Below are 236 nucleotides of genomic sequence, written 5' to 3' on the forward strand. Positions count from 1 at the left end.
TCTTCGTTCAAGACGTTTGCAAAGCTGGGCGCACCATCCGCGAGACTAAGTAGTGACTGGGGGTCAGGCCGGTGCCATTTTGAATTCGAGCAAAACGAACGCGTATGCGGTCAAAAAGCCCGTCTATCCGGTCAAAACCGCGGCGCAAACAAATCGAAAGAGCGTCGTGTAGGGAAACAACGTCTTATAAGATGTAGATCTCCGTGTGTGCCGTACCACTACACAGCTGTTGGGGG

At 52.5% G+C, this 236-nt stretch carries 1 protein-coding gene; it reads left to right on the forward strand.

Annotated elements, in window-relative coordinates:
- Nucleotides 1-236 (forward strand): hypothetical protein (locus AC3II9_RS22530; protein WP_489159001.1); only part of this gene is annotated, 236 nt, incomplete at both ends.

This window comes from Lysinibacillus sp. RU7 (assembly GCF_057837305.1).